Source organism: Kribbella sp. NPDC023855 (assembly GCF_040639475.1).
GTDB lineage: Bacteria > Actinomycetota > Actinomycetes > Propionibacteriales > Kribbellaceae > Kribbella.
In genome coordinates, this window is record NZ_JBFAAA010000017.1 from 1 (window position 1) to 24,500 (window position 24,500).

Annotated in this window: 23 protein-coding genes; 12 read left to right on the top strand and 11 right to left on the bottom strand. The window is 67.7% G+C overall.

Annotated elements, in window-relative coordinates:
- The coding region (locus tag AB0F51_RS36070) for a protein kinase (RefSeq protein ID WP_360287656.1) at positions 1-925 on the bottom strand (925 nt) is incomplete at its 3' end.
- A 120-nt stretch (positions 926-1,045) separates the two neighbouring features.
- Here AB0F51_RS36070 and lipB point away from each other — a divergent pair.
- Both lipB and AB0F51_RS36080 read left to right on the top strand, forming a co-directional pair.
- Entirely contained in the window at positions 1,046-1,765 is a 720-nt protein-coding gene (gene lipB, locus AB0F51_RS36075) for a lipoyl(octanoyl) transferase LipB (protein WP_360287658.1), read from the top strand.
- Between the two features lie 665 nt (positions 1,766-2,430).
- Positions 2,431-2,562 carry a hypothetical protein gene (locus AB0F51_RS36080; RefSeq protein ID WP_360287660.1) on the top strand — a complete coding sequence of 44 codons (132 nt, stop codon included), beginning with the start codon at positions 2,431-2,433 and terminating at the stop codon, positions 2,560-2,562.
- A 6-nt stretch (positions 2,563-2,568) separates the two neighbouring features.
- Here AB0F51_RS36080 and AB0F51_RS36085 read toward each other — a convergent pair whose 3' ends face one another.
- Positions 2,569-3,378 (bottom strand): endonuclease/exonuclease/phosphatase family protein, encoded by an 810-nt coding sequence (locus AB0F51_RS36085; RefSeq protein ID WP_360287662.1) that lies wholly within the window; start codon positions 3,376-3,378, stop codon positions 2,569-2,571.
- 135 nt (positions 3,379-3,513) lie between these two features.
- Between AB0F51_RS36085 and AB0F51_RS36090 the strand changes: the two genes are divergently transcribed.
- Positions 3,514-4,863, top strand: a complete 1,350-nt coding sequence (locus AB0F51_RS36090) for a hypothetical protein (RefSeq protein WP_360287664.1) — start codon at positions 3,514-3,516, stop codon at positions 4,861-4,863.
- Between the two features lie 39 nt (positions 4,864-4,902).
- On the opposite strand, the gene AB0F51_RS36095 is transcribed toward AB0F51_RS36090, so the two are convergent.
- From AB0F51_RS36095 to AB0F51_RS36105, 3 genes are all read right to left on the bottom strand, one after another.
- Positions 4,903-5,868: a LysR family transcriptional regulator gene (locus AB0F51_RS36095; protein ID WP_360287666.1), complete on the bottom strand. Its 966-nt coding sequence runs from the start codon at positions 5,866-5,868 to the stop codon at positions 4,903-4,905.
- Between the two features lie 108 nt (positions 5,869-5,976).
- Positions 5,977-7,146 carry an ABC transporter permease gene (locus tag AB0F51_RS36100; protein ID WP_360287668.1) on the bottom strand — a complete coding sequence of 390 codons (1,170 nt, stop codon included), beginning with the start codon at positions 7,144-7,146 and terminating at the stop codon, positions 5,977-5,979.
- Positions 7,143-8,033, bottom strand: coding sequence for an ATP-binding cassette domain-containing protein (locus AB0F51_RS36105; RefSeq protein ID WP_360287886.1), 891 nt, complete (start codon positions 8,031-8,033; stop codon positions 7,143-7,145). The genes AB0F51_RS36100 and AB0F51_RS36105 overlap by 4 nt, the downstream gene beginning before the upstream one ends.
- A 220-nt stretch (positions 8,034-8,253) precedes the next feature.
- On the opposite strand from AB0F51_RS36105, the gene AB0F51_RS36110 reads away from it, so the two are divergent.
- The gene (locus AB0F51_RS36110) at positions 8,254-9,540 is read left to right on the top strand and encodes a hypothetical protein (RefSeq protein WP_360287670.1); all 1,287 of its coding nucleotides are present in this window, start codon (positions 8,254-8,256) and stop codon (positions 9,538-9,540) included.
- Position 9,541: 1 nt separating this feature from the next.
- Here AB0F51_RS36110 and AB0F51_RS36115 read toward each other — a convergent pair whose 3' ends face one another.
- Both AB0F51_RS36115 and AB0F51_RS36120 read right to left on the bottom strand, forming a co-directional pair.
- Positions 9,542-10,216, bottom strand: coding sequence for a response regulator transcription factor (locus AB0F51_RS36115; protein WP_360287672.1), 675 nt, complete (start codon positions 10,214-10,216; stop codon positions 9,542-9,544).
- Entirely contained in the window at positions 10,209-11,567 is a 1,359-nt protein-coding gene (locus tag AB0F51_RS36120) for a sensor histidine kinase (RefSeq protein WP_360287674.1), read from the bottom strand. The genes AB0F51_RS36115 and AB0F51_RS36120 overlap by 8 nt, the downstream gene beginning before the upstream one ends.
- Before the next feature lie 61 nt (positions 11,568-11,628).
- Between AB0F51_RS36120 and lipA the strand changes: the two genes are divergently transcribed.
- The 4 genes from lipA to AB0F51_RS36140 all read left to right on the top strand — a co-directional run bounded on the left by lipA (position 11,629) and on the right by AB0F51_RS36140 (position 15,139).
- Positions 11,629-12,573, top strand: a complete 945-nt coding sequence (gene lipA, locus AB0F51_RS36125) for a lipoyl synthase (protein ID WP_360287676.1) — start codon at positions 11,629-11,631, stop codon at positions 12,571-12,573.
- Between the two features lie 30 nt (positions 12,574-12,603).
- Positions 12,604-13,299: a DUF4191 domain-containing protein gene (locus tag AB0F51_RS36130; protein WP_360287678.1), complete on the top strand. Its 696-nt coding sequence runs from the start codon at positions 12,604-12,606 to the stop codon at positions 13,297-13,299.
- 87 nt (positions 13,300-13,386) lie between these two features.
- On the top strand, positions 13,387-13,770 hold the full coding sequence (locus tag AB0F51_RS36135; protein ID WP_360287680.1) for a VOC family protein: 384 nt from the start codon (positions 13,387-13,389) through the stop codon (positions 13,768-13,770).
- 85 nt (positions 13,771-13,855) lie between these two features.
- Positions 13,856-15,139 (top strand): cyclopropane-fatty-acyl-phospholipid synthase family protein, encoded by a 1,284-nt coding sequence (locus tag AB0F51_RS36140; protein WP_360287682.1) that lies wholly within the window; start codon positions 13,856-13,858, stop codon positions 15,137-15,139.
- Here the strand turns inward: AB0F51_RS36140 and AB0F51_RS36145 are convergent.
- On the bottom strand, positions 15,136-15,600 hold the full coding sequence (locus AB0F51_RS36145; RefSeq protein WP_360287684.1) for an RDD family protein: 465 nt from the start codon (positions 15,598-15,600) through the stop codon (positions 15,136-15,138). The genes AB0F51_RS36140 and AB0F51_RS36145 overlap by 4 nt on opposite strands.
- Positions 15,601-15,792: 192 nt before the next feature.
- Between AB0F51_RS36145 and glnA the strand changes: the two genes are divergently transcribed.
- Positions 15,793-17,217: a type I glutamate--ammonia ligase gene (gene glnA, locus AB0F51_RS36150; RefSeq protein WP_360287686.1), complete on the top strand. Its 1,425-nt coding sequence runs from the start codon at positions 15,793-15,795 to the stop codon at positions 17,215-17,217.
- Between the two features lie 60 nt (positions 17,218-17,277).
- On the opposite strand, the gene AB0F51_RS36155 is transcribed toward glnA, so the two are convergent.
- Genes AB0F51_RS36155 through AB0F51_RS36165 form a run of 3 tightly spaced genes read right to left on the bottom strand, consistent with a single transcriptional unit; the run spans position 17,278 to position 18,962 of the window.
- Positions 17,278-17,937 (bottom strand): DNA alkylation repair protein, encoded by a 660-nt coding sequence (locus tag AB0F51_RS36155; RefSeq protein ID WP_360287688.1) that lies wholly within the window; start codon positions 17,935-17,937, stop codon positions 17,278-17,280.
- Between the two features lie 3 nt (positions 17,938-17,940).
- A complete protein-coding gene (locus AB0F51_RS36160; protein ID WP_360287690.1) occupies positions 17,941-18,597 on the bottom strand; it encodes an SRPBCC family protein in 657 nt (218 codons plus the stop codon).
- On the bottom strand, positions 18,594-18,962 hold the full coding sequence (locus tag AB0F51_RS36165; RefSeq protein WP_360287692.1) for a metalloregulator ArsR/SmtB family transcription factor: 369 nt from the start codon (positions 18,960-18,962) through the stop codon (positions 18,594-18,596). The genes AB0F51_RS36160 and AB0F51_RS36165 overlap by 4 nt, the downstream gene beginning before the upstream one ends.
- A 104-nt stretch (positions 18,963-19,066) precedes the next feature.
- Between AB0F51_RS36165 and AB0F51_RS36170 the strand changes: the two genes are divergently transcribed.
- From AB0F51_RS36170 to AB0F51_RS36180, 3 genes are all read left to right on the top strand, one after another.
- Positions 19,067-20,125, top strand: a complete 1,059-nt coding sequence (locus tag AB0F51_RS36170; protein WP_360287694.1) for an LLM class flavin-dependent oxidoreductase — start codon at positions 19,067-19,069, stop codon at positions 20,123-20,125.
- 913 nt (positions 20,126-21,038) lie between these two features.
- Positions 21,039-21,971 (top strand): peptidoglycan recognition family protein, encoded by a 933-nt coding sequence (locus tag AB0F51_RS36175; protein WP_360287696.1) that lies wholly within the window; start codon positions 21,039-21,041, stop codon positions 21,969-21,971.
- A gap of 286 nt (positions 21,972-22,257) precedes the next feature.
- Positions 22,258-24,492: an RICIN domain-containing protein gene (locus tag AB0F51_RS36180; protein ID WP_360287698.1), complete on the top strand. Its 2,235-nt coding sequence runs from the start codon at positions 22,258-22,260 to the stop codon at positions 24,490-24,492.
- The last annotated feature ends 8 nt before the right edge of the window (positions 24,493-24,500 follow it).

Consider the following 24,500-nt stretch of genomic DNA (forward strand, 5'->3'; position numbering starts at 1 on the left):
GCGCGACAGCGGACGCGGGCCGCGTGGCGGGTGGGTCGGGCGGGGTGGGCGCGACAGCGGACGCGGGCCGCGTGGCGGGTGGGTCGGGCGGGGTGGGCGCGACAGCGGGTGCGGACGGCGAGGTGGGTGGGGCGGTGGTCTTGGTTGTCGGCGCTGTTGGGGAGGTCGCGGCAGGCGCAAGCCCGGTCTCGGAGTGCGGGGTTGGGGTGACATTACTGGGCGATGGGCTTGACGCTGGGGTTGAGGTGGGGGTGGGTGGCTCGGTTGGTGAGGTCGTGGGGGTGGGGTTGTCTTTGGTGAAGCCTAGGTGGATGGGGAGGGGGTGGGCGCGGAGGAGGGATTGGTGGGTGAGGGTGTGGGCCGGGGCGGTGAAGAGGGATGGAGGGAAGGTTTGGGGGTCGCTGCCGGCTTGGTAGGTGATGGTGCTGAGGGCGGTGAGGTCGGCTTCGGGGGTGCTGGGTGGGGCTTGGGTTCGGAGGCCGGCGTCGGTGATGACCGGGCGGCCGTCGGCGTCGAACATGATGTCGCCGATGCCGAGATGGCCGTGGGTCAGACCCCTGCTGTGCAAGGCGGAGAGGCCTTCGGCCAGTGGGCTGATCAGCGTCACGAGTTCGCCGGGTGAGAGGGCGCCACGGCGTTCGAGCAGCGACGTCAGCGTGCCCGCGGCGACGTACTGGGTGAAGAGGAGCCACTCGCGGTCGGACTCCCTGACTTCGAGCAGCCGGGCGATGTGGGGGTGGTCGATAGTGCGGACGAGTTCGAGGTCGGCGAGCAAGTCGTCAGGGGCCGCGACGGCGGCCTTGGGGATGCGTTTGAGCACAGCGTGCCGCCCGGTGGCCAGGTCCCGGAGCAGCCAGACGGTACCGGCTGAACCGGACCCGAGCCCTCGGCGCAGGCTGTAGCCGGAGAGGTCTTCGAGTGCCATACCCAAGAGAGTGCCCGGATCGGCGTCGGCGCTCCGGAAGTTATCCACAGGCAGCTACCGGACCGTGGGCCTGTGGATGGCGGCGAACGGGCGGCGGATCGGACGCATACACTCGAAGGCGTGAGGGCTATCAAGTTTGTGGAGGCCGGCTTCGGAGCCGACGCGGTGGACTACGAGCAGGCGTGGGCCGAGCAGCGGCGCCTGCACGCGGAGGTTGCCGAGGGCACCGGTTCCGACACGGTCATCTTGCTCGAGCACCCGCCGGTCTACACGGCCGGCAAGCGCACCGAGCCACACGAGCGACCGCTGGACGGTACGCCGGTGGTCGACGTCGATCGTGGCGGCAAGATCACCTGGCATGGGCCGGGTCAGCTGGTCGGTTATCCGATCGTGAAGCTCGCCTCACATGTGTATGTCGTGGACTACGTACGCCGGTTGGAGGAAGCGTTGATCGCGGTCTGCGCGGACCTCGGCGTACGGACCGGGCGGGTCAAGGGGCGCAGCGGAGTGTGGGTGCCCGCGGATGAGCGTGGGCGGGAGCGCAAGATCGCGGCGATCGGGATCAGGGTGGCGCAGGGCGTGACGATGCACGGGTTCGCGCTGAACTGTGGCAACGACCTGAGCTGGTTCGACCGGATCGTGCCGTGTGGGATCTCGGATGCCGACGTCACCACACTGTCGAAGGAACTCGGTCGGGAGGTGCCGATCGCGGAGGTGCTTGCTCCGGTACGACGTCACCTCGAGGTGCTGCTGTCTTGGCAGGACTATGAGCGCACTCCCGACCTGGGTCAGGAGAACGAGCCCACCCCCACCGGAATCACCTACGGCCTCACCGTCTGACCTTCGGTCTACTCGTCGAGACGCTGTGCCCAGGCGGTCGGCGCAGTCAGTTGCGGTGGACGATCGGGAGCCGGTCGTCGGTGCGGGGCGGGCGTAGCGGGTCTCTGGGTCAACGGTGAGCGGGGTCGCACGTCGGTGAGGGGTGAGCGGGAGCGGGCCCGGGTTCTGATGGGTGGGGAGCCGGGCTTCGGTGAGGGTGAGCGGGTCGCGCCTCGGCTTTGATGGGTGGGGAGCCGGGCTTCGGTGAGGGTTAGCGGGTCGCGCCTCGGCTTTGATGGGTGGGAAGTCGGGCTTCGATAAGGGGTGAGCGGGTCGCGCCTCGGCTTTGATGGGTGGGGAGCCGGGCTTCGATAAGGGGTGAGCGGGTCGCGCCTCGCCTTTGATGCGTGAGGGGCCGAGCCTCGGTGAAGGTGAGCGAGATCGCGCTCGGCTTTGATGCGTGGGGGGGCCGAGCCTCGGTGAAGGGCGAGCGAGGTCGCGCCTCGGCTTTGACGGATGGGGAGGCGTCAGGGGCGGTAGGGGGTGGGCTTTGGCGTCGGGGTGGTGAGGGGCGGGCTTTGGCGTTTGGGGGTGCGCGGTTGGGTTGCTGGGGGCTGTTGGTGTGTTTCGCGCCGCGGGTGCTGGTGCCGGGGCTGCTTGCCGGTGGCGGGGGCGGTGTGGTTGCGGTGGCTGGTTTGCTCGGGTGGGACGAGCGGGATCTGTTCGGTACTGCGGCATTTGGGTGGATGGTGGGGCTCGGTGGGGCAGTCGTCGTGTTGCTGGTCATGTTGGTGACGGCGGGCGACCCGGTGCCCTGAAGGGTGTTATTGCCAGTGGAGGTCGCAGACGAGCGCTCTGTGGTCTGAGGGGTCTAGGCCGGCTATTGGGTGGCCGGCGAGGGTTGCTTGGGTGACTGTGAGTTGCTGCAAGGGGTGGCCTGGGCGGATGAAGACGTGGTCGATTCGTTGGTCGATTAGTTCCTCCGCCTCGACTGGGGCGAACGGGTGGCTTGAGCTCAGGGTTACGGCTTCTGGGTCTCCGCCGCCGGCTGCCCAGGCGTCGGTCATGGTGTTGGCGAGCGGGCGTAGTACTGGACTGTCGGGGGCTGCGTTGAGGTCGCCGGCGACTAGTACGGGCAGTGGGCCGTCTAGGGCGGGGTCTGTAGCTAGGTCAGCTAAGGCCTGGCCTTGGGCTAGGCGGTCGTCGTTGTAGGCGGGCTCCCACTCCAAGCAGGCCACTACGACGTGCAAGGGGCCGGCTGGATGGTCGACAGCGGCGAGTAGGGCGACTGGCGGGATGCGGTGTCGCGCTGGCATCTCTACCTGTCGGGACCAAATGATCGGCCAGCGGCTCAACAGGCCAAGGCCGATCTCGACGTCGCGTTGGTCCGGGGTCTCGGGTGGATCGGGACAGGGCGGCAAGGACGGGGCCGCGTACGCCGCGTGCATGCCGAGCTGGGCAGCGAATTCGTGTGCTTGCGATGTCCCGTCCGCGCCCCAGACCTCCTGCAGGGCCACGACATCGGCATCCACCAGCTCGAGCGTCTGGAGAATGCCGGGCTGGCGCTGGCGCCATTGCGGTCCGAAGCGCCACCAGAGATTCCAGGTCATCACCCGCAAACCCGATCTGCTCATACCGGACATTCTGCCGAAGCCGGAGTTCTGGTTTGTGTTGCCGGGAGATCACGCTGCGGGAACCGCCGGTGGAGACGTAAAGATTGCGCGAAGTGTCGTCGCTGTGCGGAGCGTAAACGTCGCTACGGTGGGGATGTGTCCAAATTTCTCGGCTTCCTCCTTGGCATCGCCGTAGCGCTCGTCGGGCCGGCCATGTTCGGTGTCCTCGCGGCGGACGGCGGTATCAAGCTGAACGCGAAGGAGATGGCGCTTGCCTATGGCATCGGTGCGCTGATCTTCTGGACCGTGGCGTCGTACTTCTCGGGTGCCGCGGCACTCGGTGCGGCGCTGACCTTCGGCGCGATGATCTACACCGTGCACTGGATCCCCAACCGGATGACGAACTTCCTCAACGACGTCCCCGGGGTGACCACGGGGATGATCGACGGGATCAAGCAGTACACACTGAACGGCGTCGTGCCGATCCTGGCGGTGATCTCGCTGGTCTTCGCTATCCAGTCGATCGTGCGGACGGTGCAGCAGCGCCGGCGTGAGCGCGCCGAGGCGGAGCGCCTGCAGCGCGAGCAGGAGGCGGCGGCGCAGGCGCAGCAGGTGCCGGAAGCTCCGGCGGCGTACCCGGTTGCCGGGGGCGACTACCAGCCGGACAGCCGGTTCGCGAGCAACTTCGGGAACAGTAGCTACGACGACCTGTTCGAGGAGGAGCCGACGCCGTTCAAGCCGCGCAGTCAGGCGGACGAGCAGACGGCGCAGTTCGCCCCTGGTACTGCGGTGATGCCGGCTGACCGGGACGAGACGCCGGAGGACGAGGCCGAGGAGACGAGGCTGGTTCCCACCGATGCCGACGAGACGGTGATGGTGCCGACCGCGGACAAGACGGTTGCCGACGGCTCCGATGCGGACGAGACGGTAGTTGCCGCTCCCCCGCAAGCTGAGGAGGAGGCTCCGCAGCCGGTACCGGTGCCCGAGCCCGAGAAACCCAAGCAGGTCGCGCCGCGAGTCGCAGGCGGAACATCGGAAGCCGGTACGCCGCAGGCTGGTGGCCCGGGAGCCGCCCAGGGTGTGGCGCCGCAGACGGAGAAGGCCGAAGAGGCTGCTCCGCAGCAGGTGCCGGTGGATGAGCCGCGCGCGGAAGAAGCTGCCACGCAGCAGGCGCCGATGGATGAGCCGCGAGCGGAAGAAGCTGCGACGCAGCAGGTGCCGGTGAGTGAACCGCAGAAGGACCGCGCGGAAGAGGCTGCCACCCAGCAGATGCCGGCGGGAGTGGAAGAGACGCAGCCGATGCCGGTCAACGAGCCCAAGCAGTCGAAGCCTCAGGAGCCCAAGGGGCCGCAGGCTGCTTTCAATCGGCGGGAAGAGGTTGGGCAGCAGTATCGGGAGCGGATGGATCCGCCGGATGTCGATGACACCGGCGAGTTCCACGTCGGCGCGTTCGAGACTCCCCCGAAGCAAACGATGATGGAGTTCCCCGGCCAGTTCCGGTCCTGAACGTAGAACAGCCCCGCTGATGCGGGGCTGTTCTACGTTTCAGGCAACATGCATGCGTTGGTGCTGCCCCCACCGAGCATGCTCGGCGAACGCCTCGTCATAAGCGTGCACCGCCATCTGGCACACATCCCCGGCCATCTGCGCCCGCGGTGAATCGGTGCTCCAGGCAATCATCAGCCGCCGGTGGATAGGGTCGCCGGCCAGCGGCCGGGTGACCACGTCACTGGACAGCATCCGGTACGACGTCGGCGAGATCAGCGCTACCCCCTGCCCACTCGTGACAAAGCCCATCACCACCGAGGTGTCCACCGAGTGGTGCTCGATCTTCGGCTGGAACCCCGCCTGCTCGCAAGCAGCGCGGAAGAGCACATGAAAGCCACTGTCATCCGGCGGCTCCCCGATCCACTCCTCGTCCGCCAGCTCGGCCAGGTCGATCTCACCGCGATGCCGGCTGGCCACCGCCTTCGGGTGATCAGCAGCCAGTACGACGTACGCCGACTCCGATTCGACGATCGTGCACGCGTCGACACCGGTCGGCAACCGCAGCTCAAAGCCCGGGAACTCCCGCAGCAAGGCGAAATCGAGTCGCCCGCTCTCCAGTTGCTGCAACAGCACACTGGTGGCCCACTCGACCTCGATGCTGACCTGCTCGATCTCGCCGTGATCGCGTAACCGGCTGGCGATCCCCGACATCGGTGCGGTCGGGAAGCCGCCCAGCCGTACTGCGCTGGACTCGACCGCGGTCATCGCCGACACCGTCGCGGACAGATGGTCCACGTCGACGAGGATCGCGCGGGCCCGGTCCACGGCGTACCGGCCGAGGGCGGTCGGGGTGACCCCGGTGCGCGAACGCTCGAACAGGGCACCACCGAACGCCGCCTCGATCCGTTTGAGCTGCGCGGTCAGGCTCGGCTGGCTGACCTTCAGCCAGCGGGCGGCCCGGCCGACGGACCCCGCTTCTGCCACCAGGACCACCACCCGCAGGTGGCGCAGCTCGACGTTCATGCGTTGTGACCGTAGTCGAGTTCCGGCGTCCGGACACAGTTATCCCGTATTGCGGTTTTGTCACAGGATCCAGATTCCATGTAACACTCGCCGTCCCAGCACGATAGGTCAGGACGCGTCGAGCGAGATCGCCTCCCGGTACCCGAGCCGGCGGCCGGTCTGCAGCAGCGTCCGCTCGTACAGCCGGGCCCCGAGCCGGACCACCAGCACGGTCGTCACCAGCAGGATCGCGATCGCCAGCAGCGGCTGCCACAGCGGCACGTTCTCGGTCAGCATCCGTCCGGGCATCGCCATCGAGGACGCGATCGGGACGAACGAAGCCCACTCCTTGGCCTCAGCACCGGCAAAGGCCGAGAAGAAGAACGGCACCATCAGGACCATCTGCCCCGGCAACGTCGTCGAACCGAGGTCCTCCTGCCGCGTGGCCAGCGAACCGGCCACCGCCCACAACCCCGCCAGGGCGACGAAGCCGAGTACGAAGAACACCACGAACCAGCCCGCCACCGGCGCGATCACCGAGAGGATGTCGGCCTGTCCGGTCGCCAGCAGCCCGATCAGCGAGGCCGCGGCGATCACCACGATCTGGCTCAGCGCCAGCACCGTGTTGCCGACGACCTTGCCCCACAGCAGCGCCCGGATCGGGATCGCGGCGGCCAGGATCTCGACCACCCGGCTCTCCTTCTCCTGCACGACGCTCTGCGCGATCATCATCCCGAAGCTGAGCGCGGTGATGTAGAAGACCAGCGCGAGACCGATGTTGACGAAGTCGGCAACGACCTCGGGCAGCGGCCCGGGATCGAGCAACCGCTCCTGCACCTGGGTCCCGGCCCGCAACTGCTCAGGCGTCAGACTGGCGCGCGCCGCGTTCTGCTCCATCCCGAGGTTTCCGGCCGCTTCGCGCAGGTTGTTCTTCAGGCTGGTGCCGACGCGCTGCTTACCCAGTACTTCGAACCCGTCCTTGCCCGGCAGCAACGCGGCATCCGCATCACCGTTCCGGACGAGCTGCTCGGCCGCCGCGACATCCGCAGTACGGGTGGCTTCGTAGCTGTCGCCGCCCTTGATGGAGTCGGCGACGGCCACCACCTTGGCGCCGGAGTCGTCCACCACCGCGATCTTGTCCGGACCCTTGTTGCCCGCGATCAGCGCCGGCAGGATGATCGCGGCCAGGACGACGATCAGCATGAACGCGGTCGAGCCGAGGAAGGTCTTGTCGCGGATCTTGGTACTGATCTCCCGCTGGGCCACCAGTTGCCACGGGTGCCGCAAGGTCTCGCTCATCGGGTCGCCTCCCGGAACACGTCGCTCAACGCCGGTCGCTCGGGGGTGAACTCGAGTACCGGCCCCCGGCTCATCGCCTGCTGCAGAACTTGTTGCACAAGGCCCCCATCGTCCTCACCCTCGACCTCGAACAGCGCCGTGCTCCCGGCCACGTCGCGAACCACGACTCCCGGTACGTCGCGCAGCCAGCCGGCGTCACCGTCGACCACCAGCCGGTACGCCGTCGTCGGCCCGGCCGCGAGTTCCGAAACGGGGCCTGCGGCAACGACCTTGCCACGGGACAGCACCACCAAGTCGTCGCAAAGACGCTCGACCAGCTCCAACTGGTGGCTGGAGAACAGCACCGGTACCTGCGGAGTGACCTCTTCGCGGAGCAAGTCCACCATCGCGTCCACAGCCAGCGGGTCGAGGCCGCTGAACGGCTCGTCCAGCACCAGCGCGATCGGCTCGTGCACCAGCGCCGCGGCGATCTGCACCCGCTGCTGGTTGCCCAGCGACAACGTCTCGAGCGCGTCGCCCGCGCGCTCGGCAAGCCCGAGCCGGCCGAGCAGCTTGTCGGTCCGCTCCCCCGCCCGCAGCGAGTCCAGCCCGTGCAAACGGCCGAAGAACACCAACTGGTCGCGGATCTTCATCTTCGGGTACAGCCCGCGTTCCTCCGGCATGTAGCCGAAGTCGCGCCGTACGCCGGCCGTCAGCGGCTCGCCGTTCCAGGTCACCGAACCGCTCCCGGCCGCGAGCACGCCGAGAATGATCCGCATCGTCGTCGTCTTGCCGGCCCCGTTCGCTCCGACGAACCCGGTCATCCGGCCGGGCCGTACGTCGAAGCTCACGCCGTCCAGCGCAAGGTGATCACCGAACCGCCGGGTCAACCCAGCCACGCTCAGCATCCCGTTCACCGTTCCTCTACTACTCCGGCCCCCTGGACCGGACACCCGCCCGGACCGCTCCCATCGCGGGGAGTGGACACCACGCTAGCCAGCGCGCACCCCGCAGTACGTCGGCCCGCAGGGTGATCACCCAAGTCATCCGCAGGGGGGAGCAGGTGCCCCACGGGCTGACACGCGGGAACTCTCCTCGGTGCCCCTGCACCGCCCCTAGAGTTGGCGGGTGAAGCCAGTTCGTGTGGTTCTGCGTTCCGCCTATCGTGCCCTCACCGACGAGAATGTCGACCTCTGGCTGCTCACCGGCGCGGCAGCGGTGTTCACCGTGCTGGGCATCATCGACGTGGCCAGCATGAACGTACTGAGCTCCGCGATCCTCGCGCTGCTGGCCGCGCTGGCCTTCGCCCAGATCAAGTCCCGCAAACTGGTCGCCCAGATCGCCACGGACCGGACCGGCGCCAAAGAGGTCCTGCTGCGCGACTTCCCGGCTGACCTGATCACGCGTCGCGCGGAGGCCGACGATGTGCTGCTCATCGGCATCTCGATGGCGCGCACCGTCCAAGGCGCCCGCGACGACTTCTACCGCGCGCTGCTCCGGGGCGCGACGATCCGGGTTCTGCTGGTGGACCCGACCGACGAAGCACTGATCCGGCAAGCGTCGCTGCTCCGCCCGGCCGGCCGGGCCCCGCTGCTGTCACAGCGGATCAGCTCGACCCTGGACGAGCTGACCGAACTCAAGGACAGCACCAACGGCAAGCTGGAGATCAGGGTGGCGCAGTTCATCCCACCCATCGGCGTGAACCTGCTCCGCGGCCGCGCGCACCCAGCCAGCATCACGATCCAGCATCCCGAGCTCCGCCCGGCCACCGAGCCCGGCCCGATCCTGCACTTCGAAGAACAGGACGGCGGCTGGTTCACCTTCTACACCGAAGAAGCCGAACGCCTCTGGACAGCCGGCACGCCCTGGCCGCCGACCCAGCAACAGAAGCTGGCCGCGATCGCCCGGCCCACCTTCGTCGAGTCGTTCGGGCCGGAACTCCTCAGCTCGATGGAGTCCGCCCAGGACTTGTTCATCACCGGCGTCGGGCGGACGACGCTGCTGACGCAGCACTACGCCAAGTTCGAACGCTGGCTCAAGCGCGGTTGCCGGATCCGCATGCTGCTCATCGAACCCACGTCCGGGGCGGTCGAGTTTGCTGCCGAGCGGTACTACGCCGAGCGATCGCCGGAGTCGGCCAGAGCCCGGATCGAGCAGTCGCTGCGGCTGCTCGCGGAACTCGCCGACACCACCGGCGGCCAGCTCGAAGTACGCCGGACGAAGCACCCGATCCCACTCGGCGTCATCGCCGTGGACACGCCGCAAGCCGTCCGCGGCCCGGCGTCGGCGCTCTTCGTGGAGTACTACACCTACCAGGCCGAAGGGGAACCGAAGTTCGTCCTGCAACCCTCCGATCCGTGGTTCGACCAGTTCCTCGCCGAAGCCGAGCAGGTCTGGACCAGCTCGTCCTCGTAGATCAGTGCTCGTCGCCCGGTACGACGAGGCCGCATTCGTAGGCGAAGACGACGGCCTGGACGCGGTCGCGGAGGCCGAGTTTGAGGAGGACTCGGGAGACGTGGGTCTTGACCGTGGCTTCGCCGACGAACAACGACGTGGCGATCTCGGTGTTGGTCAGGCCCCGGGCGATCAGGCCGAGTACCTCGCGTTCGCGTTCGGTCAGGTCGGCCACCAGGTCGGGGCGGTAGACGCGTTCCCCGCCGCCGGTGAATCGCTTGATCACCCGCCTCGTCACCTCGGGCGCGAGCAGCGCGTGGCCGGAGTGGACTACCTCGATCGCTTCGACCAGGTCCTCGGGAGCGGTGTTCTTCAACAGAAAGCCACTGGCGCCTGCACCCAATGACTCGAACAGATAGTCGTCCCGGTCGAACGTGGTCAGGATGATCACCTTGCCCGCGTCCGCGCTGACGATGCGCTGGGTCGCCGCGATCCCGTCGAGGCCGGGCATCTGGACATCCATCAGTACGACGTCCGGCCGCAACTCCAGCGCCAGCTCGACCGCCTTCTCGCCGTCCGCGGCCTCGCCGATCACCTGGATGCCCGGCTCCACCGACAGGATCATCTTGAAGCCCGCCCGGACCAGGTCCTGGTCATCCACCAGCAGCACGCGCATCGGCGTACCGGCCTCACTCATTCTCTGGTTCTCCTTCGGGAGGTACTGGCTGCAACGGGATCCGGGCGCGGACCCGGAAGCCGCCGACCGGGCGAGGCCCGATCTCGGTCTCGCCGCCGAGCAGGCTGACCCTCTCACGGATGCCGACGTGGCCCAGCCGGCTACCGACCGGCGCGTGCTTCGGGCGCCCGTCGTCGATCACCTCGACCTCGACCGCGGTGTCGTCCAGGTAGCGCAGGGTGACGTGCGCGCTGCGGGCGGTCGAGTGCCGCCGGACGTTCGTCAGCGCCTCCTGCGCGATCCGGTAGACCGACACCGAGATCGTCTCCGGCAACTTCAGCGGCTGGCCGATCTGGTGGAACCCGACCGACAGGACGTCGCTGTTCGCCGACGAGACCAGCGCCGGCAACCGGTCCGCTCCCGCCTGCGGAGCCTTCCCGACCGGTACTCCGAGCTCGTCGTCCAGCTCGGGATCGGCGGCCCGGAGCATGCCGAGCAGTTGCCGCATCTCGTTGACCGCGGTCCGGCTGGAGTCCTCGATCACGCTCAGCGCGTTCTTGGCCGCCTCGGGATCGGACTCCATCACCCGGCGCGCGCCGCCGGCCTGGATGCCGATGCTGCTGATGTGGTGCGCGACCACGTCGTGCAGCTCCCGCGAGATCCGCAGCCGCTCGTCGATCACGGCCCGGCGGGCGTTCTCCTGCTGCTGGGTAGCCAACTCCTCGGCCTGCTGCTCGAGCTCGTGCCGCTGCCGCGCGACTCCCCACGCAGTACGGCCCCAGAAGTAGGCGCCGAAGAAGTAGAGGATGTTGACCGCGGTGTTCAGCACCACGAACGACACGTACGGCGACAGCACGCCCTCGTTGGCGCCCTTGATCGCATCCGTCTGCAGCGCCTTGACGAAACCGTAGAAGAGCCAGCAGAACATCATCAGGAAGACGACGACGAGCACGATCTTCATCCGGCGGCGGTCCTGCGCCCAGGCCACGGCGGTGTACATCGCCATGAACTGTGCGATCTGCGTCACAAGATTCCCGGCGAACGCGAACGGCACCCGCTCCCCCGCCGTGAAGAACAGCACCGACACGACCAGTACTACGGTCAGCGGGTAGCGCCGGCGGAAGCACAGCGGCAAGGCGATCGCGGCGCTGAGGACGTACGCCTCGATGCCACCGGCGCCCATGTCCACCGAACCAGGCGCGGTCGACTTCGCCAGCTCGGTGCCGATCAGCCCGGCGACGGCCATCCCGAGCCCCAGCGCGATGTCCCGGTTCAGCCCACGACGGTCCGGCGTCGGACGCGGCCACACGCCGCCCGACGTACCGGTCCCCGGGGGCGTTCCGGGCTGCGAGGCGGACACGGAGGTGGACATGGTGGCCCAGCCTACGGGTGGGCTGGCCGGGGTCGCGGGAGCGCCGCGTACTCTGGTGGGCGTGACGATCGCCCCAGAAGGACGGAAGCTGCTCAGACTCGAAGTGCGCAACGCGGAGACCCCGATCGAGCGCAAACCCGAGTGGATCAAGACCCGCGCGAAGATGGGCCCGGAGTACCAGAAGCTGCAGGCGCTGGTGAAGTCCGAGGAGCTCCACACCGTGTGTCAGGAAGCCGGCTGTCCCAACATCTTCGAGTGTTGGGAAGACCGTGAGGCCACCTTCCTGATCGGTGGCGACCAGTGCACCCGCCGCTGCGACTTCTGCCAGATCGACACCGGCAAGCCCGAGGCGCTCGACCGCGACGAGCCCCGCCGCGTCGCCGAGTCCGTCACGAAGATGGGCCTGCGCTACGCGACCGTCACCGGCGTCGCGCGCGACGACCTGGAGGACGGCGGCGCCTGGCTGTACGCCGAGACGATCCGCCAGATCCACGCGCTGAACCCCGACACCGGGGTGGAGATGCTCGCGCCCGACTTCAACGCGGTGCCCGAGCAGCTGGCCGAGGTGTTCTCCTCGCGGCCCGAGGTGTTCGCGCACAACGTCGAGACCGTGCCGCGGATCTTCCGCCGGATCCGGCCGGGCTTCCGCTACGAGCGCTCGCTCGACGTGATCACCCAGGCCCGCGACTACGGCCTGGTGACCAAGTCGAACCTGATCCTCGGCATGGGCGAGACCCGCGAGGAGGTCAGCCAGGCGCTGACCGACCTGCACGAGGCCGGCTGCGAGATCATCACCATCACCCAGTACCTGCGCCCGTCGGTGCGGCACCACCCGGTCGAGCGCTGGGTCCGGCCGGAGGAGTTCGTCGAGATGAAGGAGGAGGCCGAGGAGATCGGCTTCGCCGGAGTCATGTCCGGACCGCTCGTGCGTTCGTCGTACCGGGCCGGTCGGCTGTACCGTCAGGCTGTGGAGTCGCGGATGACGTCGGCGGCCCAGGATGCCTAGGACCTCGCTCAATTACGGACAAAGGTAGAGATGGCCAAGAACGACGCGCCCGCAGAGAAGACCGGTCGGCTCAAGCAGATCCGGTCGGCGTACCAGCTGACCAAGAAGTCCGACCCGCGGATCGGGCTGATCCTCGCCGGGATCTTCCTCGGCGTGGTGGCCGTGTTCGTCGCGCTCGGCGTCTTCGTCGGCCCGCTGCTGATCTGGATCCCGCTGGGGGTCGCGCTCGGCTTCCTGGCCACCACGATCGTGTTCGGCCGCCGGGTCGAGAAGGCGGCGTACAGCCAGATCGAGGGCCAGACCGGTGCGGCCGCCTCCGCGCTGCAGACGCTGCGCCGCGGCTGGACCGTGACGCCGGCCGTCGCGGTCACCAAGAACGCCGACATCGTGCACCGGGTCGTCGGCCGGCCGGGCATCGTGCTGGTCGGTGAGGGCCAGCCGAGCCGGGTGAAGAACCTGCTCGCCGCCGAGGGTAAGAAGCACACCCGGGTCGCCGGTGGCGCGCCGGTGATCCAGCTGGTCGCCGGCAACGGCGAGGGCGAGATCGACATCCGCAAGCTGACCAAGCACGTGATGAAGCTCCCCCAGGCGCTGCAGCCGTCGGAGATCACCGACCTGCTCCAGCGGCTGAAGGCGCTCGACGCCGTCCGCCCGCAGGTCCCGATGCCCAAGGGTCCGGTGCCGACCAGCATGAAGGGCGCCCGGCAGGCCATGAAAGGCCGCTGACAGGTCGCTGATCCGCGGTCGATCGGTGCGGTCCTCGTTCGTCAGACAGGGTGACAAACATCCTTTTTCGAGCGAGGAGGTAACGCAATGGTGGTCGACGACGTTTTCCCTATCGTGACCAGTGCTGACCTGGAGCGGCTGCTGCCGTTCTACACCGAGGTGCTCGGCGGCGAGCCGGTTTACCGGTTCCCGCCGCAGGGCGCACCGGCGTACGTCGGGCTGCGCTTCGGGAAGGCCGCGCTGGGGCTCGGCCACGACCCGGAGTACAAGCCTGCCGCGGGGACGCCGGCGATCTCGCTGTGGCTGTACGTCGACGACTGTGATGCCACCGTCGAGCGCGTTCGGGCCGCGGGTGGACGGATCACCGAGGAAGCGACCGACCAACCGTGGGGCGAGCGGATCGCGCGTGCCGAGGACCCCGACGGCAACCTGCTCATCTTCGGCCAGCGAGCCGGCGAGCCCGCCCCCTAGCGAGTGCCGTTCCTCGTGTCGCACCCGCTGGTCGTCATCCGGCCTTAGGGTGCGACCAGGAACGGATGAAACCCGAGGTAGACAGATGACCGACCTATACCCCGCCGTGCACGAGCCGGCGGTGGAGACGTGGCCGTCGTTGACGGCGCCGCGCTCCAACCCGGTACGCCGGGCCGGCGCGCACGCCGCGTTGCGCATGATCGCGCGAGATCTGCCTGCCACCATCACGCTGGACAACCGCCGGTACGGGCTGGGCGGTCCCGCGATGCTGGTCCACCGGACCGGCCCGTTCCTCGACCGGCTCGGCCACGACGCGGGCTCCGGTTTCGGCGAGGCCTACCTGGCCGGGGACTGGGACCCCGCGCCAGGCACCGACTTGGCCGACCTGCTCGTGCCGTTCGCGGAGCGGTTCAGCTCCGAGCAGGACCGGCATCTGCTGCCGAAGTGGGCCCAGTCGCTGCGCTGGCTGGTGACCCGCTCGCAACCGTCGGACCAGGAGAACGACCGGGCCGGCGCCCGGGAGAACATCTCCCGCCACTATGACCTGAGCAACGCGATGTTCGCGGAGTTCCTCGACCCGACGCTGACGTACTCCGCGGCGCTGTTCGACCAGCAGCCCGAGTCCGACCTGGCGACGGCGTCGTACGACGAACTGACCAACGCGCAGCTGCGCAAGCTCGACGCGATCCTGGACGCGGCCGGCGTACAGTCCGGGTCCCGCGTGCTCGACATCGGGTGCGGCTGGGCGAGCCTGGCGATCCGGGCGGCCCAGCGCGGCGCCTGGGTGACAGCCATCACCATCGCCTCGCAGCAGGCGCTGCTGGCCCAGCGGCGGATCGCTGATGCGGGGGTCAGCGATCGCGTGCAGGTGGCGCTGCGCGACTACCGCGACCAGATCGGTGTCTTCGACGCAGTGCTCAGCGTGGAGATGATCGAGGCGGTCGGCGAGAAGTACTGGCCGGTGTACTTCGACGTGATCGAGCGGCGGCTCGCACCGGGCGGCAAGGCCGTGGTCCAGGCGATCGTGATGCCGCACCAGCGCATGCTGGCCACCCGGAACACCTTCACCTGGGTACAGAAGTACATCTTCCCCGGCGGCCTGATCCCGTCGGTCGACGTGATCGAGCAGGTCACCGCCCAGCACACCGGCCTGCAGGTCGAGGTACTACGGCACCTCGGCCCCGACTACGCCCGGACCCTGCGGATCTGGCGCAACCGCTTCATCGAGCGCTGGCCCGCCATCGCCGACCTCGGCTTCGACGGGACCTTCCGGCGCATGTGGGAGTTCTACCTCGCGTACTCCGAAGCCGGTTTCCGGGCCGGCTACCTGGACGACGTACAGATCCTGCTGACCAAGCGGTTCGGCTAGCGGCGTACGACGATGGTGTGAGCGGCCAGGTCGTGCAGGCCGCGGCGGTCCTTGTCGAAGATGACGGCCGGCAGGACCAGGCAGATCAGGAAGGTGCGGATCGTGCCGCCCAGGAGTCCCACCTGCGCGGCGTACCCGGTGCCGCCGCCCTTGGTGCGGATCACCCGCAGGCCGAGCAGGCGGTGACCGATGGTGGCGCCGGCCAGGCCGGTCAGGATCGCTGACATGGCAAAGAAGATCACCAGCTGGGCGGTGTTGAAGTCGTTGCCACCGGCCCAGATCGGTTTGCCGACCACGGCCGAGGCGATCAGGCCGGCCAGCAGCCAGTCGGCGAGCAGGGCGCCGAACCGGCGGGCCCAGCCGGAAACTGACCCCGGCCCTTCCTCGGGCAGCCCGAGCCGGTTGCCCGGATATCGGTACTCCTCGGTGGGTCCCGCCCCGGATTGCGCAGATGATGCCATGATGACGAGGCTAGTGCCTCGTGCCGGAGGTTCTAACGAGGTGGTCCGGGAGATCTCACTGCCCGTCCGCCGCACACCAGTGGGTCAGCGCGGACACGCTGGGCGTAACATCCGCGAAACATTGGGGTCACTGCCGAGTAATGCGCAGGGCCTACGTTCAGAACAATCTCTGAGCCACCCCGAGGAGTATGTATGTTTTCCAGCGCTGAGGAGCTGCTCGCCTACGTCAAGGACGAGGGGGTCGCGTTCATCGACGTCCGGTTCTGTGACCTGCCGGGCATCATGCAGCACTTCACCGTCCCGGTGTCGTCCTTCGGCCCGGAGGTCTTCGAGGACGGTCTGCAGTTCGACGGTTCGTCGATCCGTGGCTTCCAGCAGATCCACGAGTCGGACATGTCGCTGCTGCCCGACCCGACCACGGCGTACCTGGACCCGTTCCGCCGGGACAAGACGCTGATCATCAACTTCTTCGTGCACGACCCGCTGACCGGTGAGGCGTACTCGCGCGACCCGCGCAACATCGCCCGCAAGGCGCAGGAGTACCTGAAGTCGACCGGTATCGCCGACACCGCGTTCTTCGCGCCGGAGGCCGAGTTCTACGTCTTCGACGACGTCCGCTTCGAGACGAAGCAGAACGAGGGCTACTACCACATCGACTCGGTGGCCGGCGCCTGGAACACCGGCCGGGTCGAAGAGGGTGGCAACCGCGGGTACAAGGTCCGCTACAAGGGTGGCTACTTCCCCGCGCCGCCGGTCGACCACTTCGCCGACCTGCGCAACGACATCACCAAGCACCTCGAGACCAGCGGGCTGATCGTCGAGCGCGCCCACCACGAGGTCGGCACCGCGGGCCAGGCGGAGATCAACTACCGCTTCAGCGAGCTGCTGAACGCCGCCGACGACGTGATGAAGTTCAAGTACATCGTCAAGAACACCGCCTGGGAGGCCGGCAAGACCGCGACCTTCATGCCGAAGCCGATCTTCGGCGACAACGGCTCGGGCATGCACTGCCACCAGTCGCTGTGGAGCAACGGCGACCCGCTGTTCTACGACGAGTCCGGCTACGGCGGCCTGTCCGACGTCGCCCGCTGGTACATCGGCGGCATCCTGAAGCACGCCCCGTCGCTGCTGGCCTTCACCAACCCGACGGTGAACTCCTACCACCGCCTGGTGCCGGGCTTCGAGGCGCCGGTCAACCTGGTCTACTCGCAGCGCAACCGGTCGGCCTGCATCCGGATCCCGATCACCGGCTCCAACCCGAAGGCCAAGCGGATCGAGTTCCGCTGCCCCGACCCGTCGGCCAACCCGTACCTGGCCTTCTCGGCCCAGCTGCTGGCCGGTATCGACGGCATCCGCAACAAGATCGAGCCCGCGGACCCGATCGACAAGGACCTGTACGAGCTGCCGCCGGAGGAGCACGCGTCGGTCAACCAGGTCCCGACCTCGCTGCCGGCCGTGATCAACTCCCTGGAGTCCGACCACGAGTTCCTGCTCGAGGGTGACGTCTTCACCTCGGACCTGATCGAGACCTGGATCGACTTCAAGCGCGAAAACGAAATCGCCCCGATCCAGCTCCGCCCCCACCCGCACGAGTTCGAGCTCTACTACGACGTCTGATCGGTACGACGTACAACCAGCGGCGGTCGGCCCTCGGGCCGGTCGCCGCTGTGTTTGTTGTCAGCGTTGCTGGCGGTTGACCATCTCGGCGATCCAGATCGGTACGAACGGCGACGTGCAGCCGCGGGGCGTCGGGTAGTCGGCCAGCACCTGCAGGCGCTCGCCGATATCGATGGCTCGGGCCCGGTACTGCGGGTGGTCGATCCCGATGTGGCCCAGGCACTCGTTCATCGCCCATTGGAGGCGATCCGGGGCGTCCTTCAGCTCGGCCTCGATGGTGTCCAGCAGCGTGGCGAGGTCGAGGCCCTCGGGTTGCTTGCGTACGCGTTCCGTGGTGAGCATCCAGCCGGCCGCGGCAACCCCCGGCTCGGGATCGGTGGACCAGGACAGGCGCAGGTCCTCCGAGCGCGGGTGCTTCTTCACCACGTAGTTCACCAGCCAGTCCCGCACCTTCGGCGCCCGTGCCGCACGGATCATGGCGTCCAACTCCCCCGGCTCGAACGCCTTCGGACGGCAGATCAGGATCGCCAGGAGTTGTGCCGCGGTGTCACCGGTGTCCCAAAGCTGGCGGGCTAGATCGTGCTGCGTCTTCAGCCGCTTCGCCAGAGCGCGTAGCTCGCTGAGGTTCACGCCGTGGTCGTCACCGCGCTGCTCGTTCACCGCGCGGACCTTCGGGTCCTCCAGCGCAGCCAGCTCGGCCATCACCTCAGCAACAGTCATGTTTCAGTCGCCTGCTGGCTCGCCGAGGTAGAAGGCGGTGGTGCGCTTGGCGGCCGCAGTCGCCTCTTCCTCTGGGGTTCCAGCCTGTACCGACGTCTCGCCCCAGCGCTCGCTCACGGTACGGATGAACTGCTGCGCCGCAGCTGTCTTGCCGAACGCCTCCGGGTCCTCCGGGCGGTCCTCACCGGTGATCAGGTGCATCGCGAGCCCCAGCACGGCCAGGTCCCAGCCCACTCCGGTGGCACCAGGCCCGAACTGCGTCCAGAAGTCCGAATCGGCGTCCCCGGTGTGCTCGTGCTCGAGGGTGAACCGCGCTCCCTCCCCGTCCGGCGTGAGCCGCACAGTCACCTGGCTGGAGTCACCGCCGTACTCCCACGTCACTGTGTAGAACCGCGGCGCCTCGCACGCAATCACCTCGCCGGAGGCGTTTCCCTCGACCTGGTAACGGCCGCCCAGCCGGAAATCACCGCTGACCGGCCCGAACCAGCGCTTGAGCCGATCCGCTTGCGTACAGGCCTCCCAGAGGTCTTCCACCGTGGTCGGATACGCCTGGCTGATGGTCTGAACCGTGTGTTGTGTCTTCCCGTCGCGCTTGACGGTGAGCCCACGATCGACCTCTCCCGGCTGTCCGGCGATGAGCTGGTCGGTCGACTCCGTCATGATTGCTCCTGTTCGTTGGTCGGTGGCGGCGGGTTGCCGTCTCGTCGTGCCTTCTTGCCGCGGGCGATCTCGGTCGCGAGTGCGTCCAGGCGCGGCACCCAGAACCGCCGGAACGGGTCCAGCCACTCGTCGACATCACGCAGTGGTGCCGCGTTCAGCGAGTAGACCCGGCGGGTGCCTTCGGCTCGCACCCCCGCGAACCCGGACTCCCGCAGCACCTTCAGATGCTGGGACACCGCGGGCTGGCTGATCCCGAACTCCTCGCCGACCACGCGGACGACGTCACCGGCCGGCAACTCACCGTCGGCCAGCATCTCGAGGATGCGCCGGCGGACGGGATCACCGAGAACGTCGAAGGCGTGCACGGATCTAAATATAAGCCCAATCCAATATAAGTCAAGGCTGATCATCTGGCTCGGAGACTGAGATCGCTTAAGTCGAGTAAGTTCATCGGAATAATCTGTTAGCCATGAGCCTCGAGACGCTGTGGTACATCCCCAACCAGGTCGAGCCCGGGCACCGAGGTGACGACGCGGTCCAAGGCCACAACAGCTTGGACCGGCTGACGGAGCTGGCCGAGTTGACCGAGCGGCACGGGTGGGGCGGAGCACTGCTCGGTACCGGGTGGGGTCGCCCTGACACCTTGACGGTCGCCACCGCACTGGCCGCCCGTACTACGACCTTCCAGCCCCTGGTCGCGATCCGCCCGGGTTACTGGCATCCAGCGCATTTCGCGTCAGCGGCGTCGACGCTGGACCAACTCAGCGACGGGCGGCTGCTGGTCAACATCGTGTCGGGCCAGGACAACCTGGCGGCGTACGGGGACAGTGAGGGCGATCAGGCTCAGCGCTACGCCCGCACCAAGGAGTTCCTGCAGCTCGTACGGCGGCTGTGGACCGAGGAGGACGTCACCTTCATTGGGGAGCACTTCTCGGTCAGCGGCTCGACCGTCGCCACCCGCCCGGTCGCCCGCGAAGGCCGCCCGCACCCACGCCTGTACTTCGGTGGCGCCTCCCCTGCCGCCGAGCGAGTCGCCGCGACGGACGCCGACGTCCAGCTCTTCTGGGGCGAACCACTCGACGGCATCGCCGAACGCATCGACCGCCTGAAGTCCCTGCAGTCCGAGGTGGGCCGTGAGCACGCGCCGCTCGAGTTCGGCCTGCGCATCACCACCCTGGTCCGCGACACCACCGACCAAGCCTGGGCGGATGCGGAAGCCAAGGTCGCCCGGATGTCCGAGACGGACTTCTTCCGCGACGAGCGACGCTTCAAAGCCGTCGGCCAGCAACGCCTGCTGGAGCTGGCGAACCGCGGCGACGTACTGGACGACATCCTCTACACCGCCCCCGGCAAGTACGGCGGCGGAGGCGCCGGCACCACCTGGCTCGTCGGCTCTCCCCAAGACGTCGCCAAAGCCCTCCGCAAGTACCAGGACCTCGGCATCACCCACTTCATCCTCAGCGACACCCCGTACCGCGAAGAGATCACCCGAATCGGCAACCAACTCCTGCCACTGCTGCACAACTGATCCTCGGCGACGTCTCCGCTCCTACTCGGGAAGGTTCCACCTCATCGGGACGCGGCCTTCCCGCCAATGAGACCAAGAACAGCCCCTACGCCCATCTTGAACATATCCGAGCACGTGCCTACAGCAGACTTCATAGCCTCCGTCTCTTCCCCAAAGATTGACAACACGACCATCGCCGCGCCGCAAAGCAGGGTTAGACCAAGGGCGGACAGAAAGACCAAGGCGAAGTGAGGAGTGATCCGGCCGGGATCTCGCCGCTGAGTGTCAGCCATCCTGGTCACCCCTGTCGTTCTCGTTCCTTCGCCGGCTCCACTTGTCCCGGTGAAGGAGGGCGCCGCTCACCCAGGCCGCGCCAACCGAGGCAGCAAGAGAGGCTGTCCCAACGATCAGACTCACAATCAGCTTCGCCTCGTCGGCTCTATCAGCAGAGATAACGTTGCTGAACAAACCACCCAGGACTGCCAGGAAGACCGATACACCAAGTAGTACGGCGGTGGCTATACGGTTTCGCAAACCATCCAACCCCTTTGATTCTTGAAGATGAGGCACCCGCCAGGCCCGCCCATAGCGAAGCGAATATCCCAAGCACGGCGTCAGGAAACGGAACAAGCCGACATGAACCCCTGCGGGTCCGCCACTCGCGAACCCGACCCCACATAGTCCGAGTGAAGTCGTCGGCGGTCAAGACCCTGCGGCAACGCCAGCAGAGCTATCAATTAACCCGGAAGACGCCGAGGCGATGCGAAGCAGCAATAGCGTCGACTGCTGGGCTGCGGTAGGTAGCTTCTTCGGAGCTTCGGGGTGTGCGGGGGTTTGAAGGCGCGGTACGGTGGGGAATCACCGCATGTAGGGGACCCGCCACTCCCTGTTGCCGGAGGGGTGGGCCTCGCGCCGCCAAATGCAAGGAGCCCCGATGGTCGTCTACCTACCCCGTTCGGCCTGGGGTGCCCGGCCACCGAGGTCCGGTCCGGGCGGGTTGCTCGCCTCGAGGGTCCGTGGGGTCGCGATCCACTGGCCCGGGACCGGATCCACCAGACCGATCCACACCCAGGCCGCCGTCGCGTCCGCGTTGCGCGGCTGGCAGGCGTTCCACATGGACAGCCGCGGCTGGTCCGACATCGCGTACCAGGTCGCCGTCGACCAGGCCGGCCGGGCCTGGGTGCTGCGCGGCCTGCGTGTGCAGTCCGGCGCCAACGGCGACCTCACCCTCAACCAGCAGTTCGGCGCGATCCTGCTCGTGCTCGTCACCGGCGAGCAGCCGTCGAGCGCGATGAAGGCGACGGTCCGCGGGGTCGTCGCCGACTTCCGCCGATCGTTCCCCCGCGGCACCAGGATCGTGCCGCACTCGGCCATCCGCCCCGGCGGCACCGACTGCCCAGGACCCGCAGCCCGCGCCGCCATCGCCCGCGGGGACTTCACCCCGAGAAGCTCATCGGAGACTCCTATGACACCGGCTCAAATGACGGAACTGAAGAACTTCATCGAGGCCCGCAACAAGGCGTACGCCCTGTGGGTGCACAAGGCGCTGACCCGCCAGATCGACGTCAGCAACCAGGCGTACACCCTCTGGCTGCACCGGCAACTGTCCCGCCAGATCGCCCTGGTCACCCAGTCCGCACCCAACACCCCGATCGAGCCGGTCGACCCGGACCCGGAAGTCCCGACCGAAGACCCGATCCCCTTCCCCGAACTCCCGCCCCACAACGAAACCCCTGGCACCCCGGAAGACCCTGGTACTCCGGAAGAGCCCGAGGAGCCCGGTACTCCGGAAGAGCCGGACGACCTGTCCGAGCCGCCCAACCCAGACCCCGACGCAGTCCCCGCCGGCCAACAGCCCGAGCGGTAACCCGCCGCCCGCCCCTCTCACAGCCCAGCACCGACCTCCACCATTTCGGCGGTCGACCCGAGCTCGTGGGTTGCTACCTCGTCCGCAGGGTGGCAACCGACAACTTCAGGGGTCGGCCGCCGAAATGCTGCGCCGGTACGCCGCCCCGCGGGTCGGCGTACCGGGAGCGGTTCCGAAACTTCGCGGGACTTTGGCTAACTCTTGAATTAAGTGGGGAAGTTGGCTTTCCTTGGGGAGCGCTGCTCTGAATGCGCATTCCGTCCCCGAAAATTCCAGAGGAGAGTCAATGACTCCAGGAGGCGCCCCACTCCGCCCGCCGCCGCGAACCCGCCAGTTCGCGGCGATCGCCGCGGCACTGGTGACCGCCGTGGTCGCGACAGCTCTGACCGTTGCCGCATCCCCCGCCGCGAGCGCCGCGATCTCGCCCACCGGCTGGAACACCGTGGTGAGCAAGAACAGCGGCAAGTGCGTCGACGCGCGCGCCGCCGCGACAGCGAACGGTACTGCGGTCCAACAGCAGGCGTGCAACAACACCAACGCCCAGCAGTGGCAGTTCCAACCGACCAGCAACGGCTACGTCCGGGTCAACGCTCTCAACAACGCTGCGCAGGCTCTCGACGTCACCAACGTCTCGACCGCCGACAGCGCGCCGATCCAACTGTGGGCCTACGGCAACGGCCTCAACCAGCAGTGGCTGCCGGTCGAGGAGGCCGACGGCGCCTACCACCTCGTCAACCGCAACAGCGGCAAGTGCCTCGACGTACCGGGTGCCTCGACCGCTGACGGACTCCAACTGCAGCAGTACACCTGCAACGGCACCGCTGCCCAATCGTTCAGGATCAACCCCGTGGACGGCACTCCCCCGACCGACCCGCCAGCCGGCCAGCCGGACCTCGGCCCGAACGTGTCGATCTTCGACCCGTCCATGCCGCAGAGCACCATCCAGGCCAAGCTCGACTCCGTCTTCCGGCAGCAGGAGACCAACCAGTACGGCGAACAGCGGTACGCGCTGCTCTTCAAGCCGGGCACCTACAACGTGAGTGCCAACGTCGGATTCTTCACCCAGGTCGCCGGGCTCGGACTCACGCCGGGCAGCGTGAACATCAACGGCGCCGTGCACGTGGAGGCCGACTGGTTCCCGCCGCAGAACGCGACGCACAACTTCTGGCGTGGTGCCGAAGGGCTGACCGTCACTCCCCCGGGTGGGCTCGACCGCTGGGCGGTCAGCCAGGCATCGGCGTACCGGCGGATGCATCTGAAGGGCAATCTCGCGCTCGACGACGGCGGCTGGGCCAGCGGTGGCTTCATGGCCGACACGGTCGTCGACGGCCAGGTCCGGTCCGGCAGCCAGCAGCAGTGGCTGTCCCGCAACACCAGCTGGGGAAGCTGGACCGGCCAGAACTGGAACCATGTCTTCGTCGGTGCCCAGAACGCACCCGCAGGCGGCTTCCCGGACCCCGGCTACACCAAGATCGCGCAGACCCCGATCATCCGGGAGAAGCCCTATCTGTACATCGATGCTGCTGGCAACTACAGGGTGTTCGTCCCCGCGCTCAAGGCGAACTCGGCCGGCCCTGGCTGGATGAGCGGCAGCCCGGCGGGTGAGTCACTGCCGATCGACCAGTTCTACATCGCCAAGCCAGGTGTCACCGCGGCGACTCTCAACGCACAACTTGCCGCGGGCAAGAACCTGCTGTTCACGCCGGGCGTCTTCAAGCTCAGCGACACATTGCGGATCACCCGCGCGAACACCGTCGTGCTCGGTCTCGGTCTCGCGACCCTGATGCCGACCAACGGAACCCAGTCGATCACCGTCTCCGACGTCGACGGTGTCAAGCTCGCCGGTCTGCTGATCGACGCGGCACCGACCAACTCGCCGCTGCTGATGGAGATCGGCCAGGCGGGCTCGTCGGCCAACCACTCGGCGAACCCGACCTCGATACACGACGTCTACTACCGGATCGGCGGTTCGGCCGTCGGCAAGGCGACCGAGACGTTGCGGATCAACAGCAACAACGTGATCCTCGACCACGTCTGGCTGTGGCGGGGTGACCATCGCGACGGGGTCGGCTGGACCGTGAACACGGCCGACACCGGATTGGTTGTCAACGGCAACGACGTGACGGCGTACGGGCTGTTCGTGGAGCACTACCAGAAGTACCAGACGATCTGGAACGGGAACGGCGGGCGGACGTACTTCTACCAGAACGAAATGCCGTACGACCCGCCGAACCAGGCGGCCTGGATGAACGGCTCGACCCGCGGCTACGCGGCGTACAAGGTCGCGGACTCGGTCACCACCCATGAGGCGTGGGGGCTGGGCAGCTACTGCGTCTTCACCTCGGACGCGAGCATCGTGGCCGAGCGGGCGTTCGAAGTACCGGTCAAACCGGGCGTGCGGTTCCACAACATGATCACCGTCTCCCTCGGCGGTCGCGGAACGATCAACCACGTCATCAACAACACCGGCGGACCGTCCAACTCCGCCAGCAATGAAGCCACCGTCGTGAACTTCCCCTAGGGGTTTGC

What these genes read in the sequence shown, in the direction of transcription:
- AB0F51_RS36085 (WP_360287662.1), bottom strand. Translation starts at nt 3,378, where the DNA reads ATGAGCAGATCGGGTTTGCGGGTGATGACCTGGAATCTCTGGTGGCGC.
- AB0F51_RS36095 (WP_360287666.1), bottom strand. Translation starts at nt 5,868, where the DNA reads ATGAACGTCGAGCTGCGCCACCTGCGGGTGGTGGTCCTGGTGGCAGAA.
- AB0F51_RS36100 (WP_360287668.1), bottom strand. Translation starts at nt 7,146, where the DNA reads ATGAGCGAGACCTTGCGGCACCCGTGGCAACTGGTGGCCCAGCGGGAG.
- AB0F51_RS36105 (WP_360287886.1), bottom strand. Translation starts at nt 8,033, where the DNA reads ATGCTGAGCGTGGCTGGGTTGACCCGGCGGTTCGGTGATCACCTTGCG.
- AB0F51_RS36115 (WP_360287672.1), bottom strand. Translation starts at nt 10,216, where the DNA reads ATGAGTGAGGCCGGTACGCCGATGCGCGTGCTGCTGGTGGATGACCAG.
- AB0F51_RS36120 (WP_360287674.1), bottom strand. Translation starts at nt 11,567, where the DNA reads ATGTCCACCTCCGTGTCCGCCTCGCAGCCCGGAACGCCCCCGGGGACC.
- AB0F51_RS36130 (WP_360287678.1), top strand. Translation starts at nt 12,604, where the DNA reads ATGGCCAAGAACGACGCGCCCGCAGAGAAGACCGGTCGGCTCAAGCAG.
- AB0F51_RS36135 (WP_360287680.1), top strand. Translation starts at nt 13,387, where the DNA reads ATGGTGGTCGACGACGTTTTCCCTATCGTGACCAGTGCTGACCTGGAG.
- AB0F51_RS36140 (WP_360287682.1), top strand. Translation starts at nt 13,856, where the DNA reads ATGACCGACCTATACCCCGCCGTGCACGAGCCGGCGGTGGAGACGTGG.
- AB0F51_RS36145 (WP_360287684.1), bottom strand. Translation starts at nt 15,600, where the DNA reads ATGGCATCATCTGCGCAATCCGGGGCGGGACCCACCGAGGAGTACCGA.
- glnA (WP_360287686.1), top strand. Translation starts at nt 15,793, where the DNA reads ATGTTTTCCAGCGCTGAGGAGCTGCTCGCCTACGTCAAGGACGAGGGG.
- AB0F51_RS36155 (WP_360287688.1), bottom strand. Translation starts at nt 17,937, where the DNA reads ATGACTGTTGCTGAGGTGATGGCCGAGCTGGCTGCGCTGGAGGACCCG.
- AB0F51_RS36160 (WP_360287690.1), bottom strand. Translation starts at nt 18,597, where the DNA reads ATGACGGAGTCGACCGACCAGCTCATCGCCGGACAGCCGGGAGAGGTC.
- AB0F51_RS36170 (WP_360287694.1), top strand. Translation starts at nt 19,067, where the DNA reads ATGAGCCTCGAGACGCTGTGGTACATCCCCAACCAGGTCGAGCCCGGG.
- AB0F51_RS36175 (WP_360287696.1), top strand. Translation starts at nt 21,039, where the DNA reads ATGGTCGTCTACCTACCCCGTTCGGCCTGGGGTGCCCGGCCACCGAGG.
- AB0F51_RS36180 (WP_360287698.1), top strand. Translation starts at nt 22,258, where the DNA reads ATGACTCCAGGAGGCGCCCCACTCCGCCCGCCGCCGCGAACCCGCCAG.